8 protein-coding genes and 1 pseudogene are annotated in these 4,203 nt (G+C 70.0%); 6 read left to right on the forward strand and 3 right to left on the reverse strand.

The window, feature by feature from the left end:
* Both ACFWIC_RS21900 and ACFWIC_RS21905 read left to right on the forward strand, forming a co-directional pair.
* Window positions 1-272 (forward strand): annotated as a pseudogene (locus ACFWIC_RS21900) (hypothetical protein); the annotation flags it as partial.
* Window positions 273-570: 298 nt separating this feature from the next.
* Window positions 571-1,206, forward strand: coding sequence for a hypothetical protein (locus tag ACFWIC_RS21905; protein WP_329883825.1), 636 nt, complete (start codon window positions 571-573; stop codon window positions 1,204-1,206).
* Between the two features lie 58 nt (window positions 1,207-1,264).
* Here ACFWIC_RS21905 and ACFWIC_RS21910 read toward each other — a convergent pair whose 3' ends face one another.
* From ACFWIC_RS21910 to ACFWIC_RS21920, 3 genes are read right to left on the reverse strand one after another with little or no spacing between them, the layout of a single operon-like run.
* Window positions 1,265-1,471 carry a DUF397 domain-containing protein gene (locus ACFWIC_RS21910; RefSeq protein ID WP_380519813.1) on the reverse strand — a complete coding sequence of 69 codons (207 nt, stop codon included), beginning with the start codon at window positions 1,469-1,471 and terminating at the stop codon, window positions 1,265-1,267.
* 39 nt (window positions 1,472-1,510) lie between these two features.
* Complete coding sequence (locus ACFWIC_RS21915) at window positions 1,511-1,729, reverse strand: DUF397 domain-containing protein (RefSeq protein ID WP_380362834.1); 219 nt, start codon at window positions 1,727-1,729, stop codon at window positions 1,511-1,513.
* A complete protein-coding gene (locus ACFWIC_RS21920) occupies window positions 1,726-2,586 on the reverse strand; it encodes a helix-turn-helix domain-containing protein (RefSeq protein ID WP_380519814.1) in 861 nt (286 codons plus the stop codon). Before ACFWIC_RS21920 ends, ACFWIC_RS21915 begins: the two co-directional genes overlap by 4 nt.
* A 106-nt stretch (window positions 2,587-2,692) precedes the next feature.
* Between ACFWIC_RS21920 and ACFWIC_RS21925 the strand changes: the two genes are divergently transcribed.
* The 4 genes from ACFWIC_RS21925 (at window position 2,693) to ACFWIC_RS21940 (ending at window position 4,069) form a co-directional block, all read left to right on the forward strand.
* On the forward strand, window positions 2,693-2,947 hold the full coding sequence (locus ACFWIC_RS21925) for a hypothetical protein (RefSeq protein WP_380519815.1): 255 nt from the start codon (window positions 2,693-2,695) through the stop codon (window positions 2,945-2,947).
* Window positions 2,944-3,174, forward strand: coding sequence for a hypothetical protein (locus ACFWIC_RS21930; protein ID WP_380519816.1), 231 nt, complete (start codon window positions 2,944-2,946; stop codon window positions 3,172-3,174). Before ACFWIC_RS21925 ends, ACFWIC_RS21930 begins: the two co-directional genes overlap by 4 nt.
* A gap of 77 nt (window positions 3,175-3,251) precedes the next feature.
* Window positions 3,252-3,740 (forward strand): NUDIX domain-containing protein, encoded by a 489-nt coding sequence (locus ACFWIC_RS21935; protein WP_380519817.1) that lies wholly within the window; start codon window positions 3,252-3,254, stop codon window positions 3,738-3,740.
* Between the two features lie 122 nt (window positions 3,741-3,862).
* Window positions 3,863-4,069 carry a DUF397 domain-containing protein gene (locus ACFWIC_RS21940; RefSeq protein WP_355409419.1) on the forward strand — a complete coding sequence of 69 codons (207 nt, stop codon included), beginning with the start codon at window positions 3,863-3,865 and terminating at the stop codon, window positions 4,067-4,069.
* Window positions 4,070-4,203: the final 134 nt, after the last annotated feature.

Genomic DNA, 4,203 nt, shown 5'->3' on the forward strand with positions numbered 1-4,203 from the left:
TCGCGTACACCATCGCCGATACGACCGGGCTGACGAACGCGACGGTGTGTTCGATGTCGCCGATTCCGGCGGGTTGGGTGATCACGAGTTCGTACAGCAGCGGCGGGTGCGCGGGCACCGGTTACGCGTACTCGATCGCCAAGATCACCACGCAGACCTACGCCACCGTGTGCTCGTTCTCGCCGATCCCGGCGGGTTGGGTCGTCTCCGGCTCCGTCAGCACCAGCGGCTGCGCCGGCAGCGGCATCGCCTACAACATCCGCAAGGTCTGACCTTCCGCCGTCGAGGTCCTGTTCAGAGGCGACCGCCCGCGCCGCGCGGGTGCTGCCGGTCCGTTCCGCCCCGCCGGGTGTCATCCGGCGGGGCGGAACGCCGTGAAGGGGGAGTGCGGCGCGCCTGGTACGTGCGGGCGCGGAAATGCGGGCGACAGGGGCCCGTGGCGCGAGGTAGAAAGGCCGCGTCCTCCGGAAGGGACCGGGGCGGGAGCGTCGGAGGACGAATGCGGGCTGCGCGGTGAAGTTGAGGACCACCATCCACCGGGTCAGGACGGGGCGGGGGGAGTACCGGGTGGTGTCCGCCGTCCCGCGGGAGGGCCGGGCCGCGCTGTACGAGAGCCAGTTCTCGATGCAGTTGTACGCCGACCGCGCGGGGGCCGGGGTCCTGGCCACGGCCTGGGCGCTGGCCGCACGCTCGCGGCGCTCGCTGGTCCACCTGCCGCTCCGGGCCTGGGCCCGTGGACCGGTCGGAATGTCGGACTGGGTGCACAACGGGCTCGGGCTGGACCTCGTCCTGTTCCAGCACGGTGTGGGCCTGCCGCCCTCACGGTGGAAGGAGGTCCGGGCCCGGCTGGGCGCGGGGGCGCCGCACACCGTGGACATCCCGGAGACGGACTTCCCGGCGGAGGACGGGATCGACTACGCGCGCCACCGCCACGCCGAGTGGCGGGACGGGCTGCATTTCGCCATCGCGGCGCGGACGTTGTTCGTCTCGGGGACCGCCGAGGCGTTCCGCTGGTCGGGATCGCTGGTCAGGTCGCTCGGTACTGAGGGGCCCGCGGCGGCGGCCGGGTACTCGGGGGGCGTTCACTACTGCGTCGAGCTGGACCACGAGCCCGGTCAGAGCCGCGGGAAGGGCTTCTGGACGCAGGCGAAGACGGATCCCGGGATGCTTCACATCGAGTACGCCCCCGGCTGGCGGGCGGCCTGACGGGAGGGCACGACGGCTCCGCCCGGTCGTGCCGGGCGGAGCCGTCGGGGAGCGGTTGTCAGGCGGTGCCGAACTCGCCGGACCGGACGGCGTCGACGAAGGCCGTGAAGGCGTCGGCCGAGAAGATGAGCGCGGGGCCTTGGGGGTCTTTGGAGTCGCGCACGGGAACGGCACCGGGGAAGCTCGCGGAGACCTCTACGCACTGACCGCCGTTGTCGGAGTATGACGATGTGAACCAGGATGCGCCGGACAGTTCGGGGTTCATGGGGCTAGCTCCTTTCGAGCCTTCTGGGTGGAGGCCAGGTCAGACGCTGCCGAACTCGCCGTCCTGGACGGCGGCGACGAAGGAGTGCCACGCGCCGGCAGGGAAGACGAGCGCGGGGCCCTGGGGGTCCTTGGAGTCGCGGACCGGGACGGCGCCGGAGAATCCTGCGGCGACTTCAACGCAGTTCCCGCCGTTCTGGCTGTGGCTGGACTTGACCCAGACGGCGCCGGTCAGGTCTACGGGGATGGTGCTGCTCATGGTCGGAGGTCCTTCCGGGCTGCGCGGATCGCTTCCAGGGAGGCCACATCCGAGCTGGCTCCCACCTGGAGCCGATCGTAGTCCCTGGCCCACATCGTGACCGTTGTGGATTCCCTGGTGAGAAAGCCGCGTTCCTGAGACTCGGTGTACCCGAGCATGCTGCGGTCGGCCATGGTCAGCAGAACCAGCGGCAATGCGAGGGTTCGACGCTCGCCCATCGAGAACGGCGCCACCTGAATGATAGTCCTGGGTTGGTCGGCCAACTCGGCGAGATGTTCCAGTTGTTCCCGCATGATCCGCGTTCCGCCGACCAGTCGGCGAAGGCAGCTCTCATCGAGCACCGCGTGAACCAGAGGCGAATCCCGGGTTCCGAAACGCTGCTGACGGGAGAGCAGGTAGGAGACTCTCCCCTCGGCCTCCTCATCGGTGATGACCCCTCGCCGCAGATCTGCGCCGGCCAGGGTCTCCGCGTAGGCCTTCGTCTGGAACAGCCCGGGGATGACGCCGAGCTCGAACTGTCGGAGCTCGACGGCCTTCGCCTCGTACGCCGCGTACTCAGGGAAGCCCTCCAGCAGTGAGGATCCGTTCAGGCTCCAGTACATGAGTTCCAGAGTCCCACCGGTCATCAGTACCTTGTCGGCGCTCTGTACCCAGTCAAGTGTGGGATTGCGTGTCCCTCGTTCGAGGTTCGAGATCTGGCTGTCACTCAGCCCCGTCCGCTGTCCCAGTTGGATCTGGTTCAGCCCGATTGCCTTCCTTGACCTGCGGAGTTGGACACCGAAGGCCGCAAGTGGAGATGCCGATGGGTCGAGCTCCGCCTCACGCACAATCAGACCTCTTCGATCCCTGAATCCCATGGAGAAATCTGTCAAGTGGGAATGGCTTCCGATAGTAGGGGTCGGCGGGCCACGATGGCTACACCCCGTGAGAGATCCGGGACCCTGTGCGACCAATGGAGCCCCCATGCCCAGTTGCCCCCGCATGCCCGTGTACACCCCCGTCGTCGGGGAGGTGGTCCGTGACTTCGGGTGCCGTGTCCCCGCCGGTGGGGTGCTCGAAGGCGTCTACATGGACACCCTCGGCGGCCTCGCCTACCTCCGCCACGAGGGCGGCGGCTGCGAGTGGACCACCAGGCCCGAACTCGTCCGACCCCTGCCCGAACCCCGCTACCTCAGCGTCCAGCAGCCCAGCAGGCCGCGCGCCGACGACCCGGCGTGAACCGGGCCCCCGCGCTCGTCGCCACCGCCCTCGGCGTCCCCGCCCTCAGCACCCTCACCGCCGCCCTCGCCTGCCGGCCGATCCACGACGGACCGCTCGGACCCCGCCTCCTGATCTTCGGCCTCGTCCTCGCCAACGGCATCAGCGCCGGCCTGCCCGCCTGCTTCACCTGGCTCTCGCCCGACACCCACCCCGACCCCGGTCCCGATTCCGACCCCACCCCCTGAACCCCCACGGTCGGGCCCGCCGACCCCGGCGCGGGCCCGACCGGAACCACCGTCAACTCCCCACCGAGGAGACCCCCGTGCTCAACAACCTCCCCACGATCCTGACCCACCCGCCCCGCCGCCGCCTCGGCCACCAGGCCCTCATCCTCAACCGCGACGGCGCGATCCTCCTCGTCGCCACCACCTACCGCTCCGGCCTCATGCTCCCCGGCGGCAGCGCCGAAGCCGACGAACTCCCCCACCTCGCCGCCCGCCGCCACACCGAGACCGAAACCGGCCTCGTCCTCCCCCTGCGCTCCGTCCTCGCCACCGACTACGTCGACGCCCGACACCTCCCCGAAGCCGTCAACTTCGTCTACTGGGGCGGCCGACTCACCCCCGCCCAGGAATCCACCGTCGCCCGCCACCGCCCGCCCCACACCATCACCGCCGTCCATTGGCTCCACCGCGCCCAACTCACCGACGCCATGACCCCCGACCAACACCACCGCACCACCCAGGCCCTCGACGCCCTCGCCCGAGGCGCCCACCTCCCCTTCCTCCTCCGCGGCATCCCCGCCGAATGACACCAAAACGCTCGCGCAGGGGGTCGCAGCCGGGCAGGGCGCGGGTACGGTCGAGAGACGGTTGAAGCGCCGTCGAAGGCGGCGTCCCCGGAGGTAGGCACACGGCGGAAAGGAACTGCCCGATGAACTCCGACCTGTCCCGCGCGTCTTGGTTCACGTCGTCCTACTCCAACAACGGCGGTGAATGCGTGGAGGTCTCCGTGAGCTTCCGCGGGGCCGTTCCGGTGCGCGACTCCAAGGATCCCCACGGTCCGGCTCTCGTCTTCCCCGCCGACGCCTGGCACTCCTTCGTCGGCGCCGTCCGGTCCGGCGAGTTCGGCACCGTCTGACACCCGGTTCGCGCGTCGGGCCCCCCCCGGGGGGCCGGGGGGGGGGGCCCGGGGGGGGGGGGGGGGGGGGGGGTTTTAAAAAAAAAAACACCCCCAGAACCACCCAAAAAGGGTTTTGCGGAGTGTGGGGTGTT

The sequence above is a fragment of the Kitasatospora sp. NPDC127035 genome (assembly GCF_042726075.1).
GTDB lineage: Bacteria > Actinomycetota > Actinomycetes > Streptomycetales > Streptomycetaceae > Kitasatospora.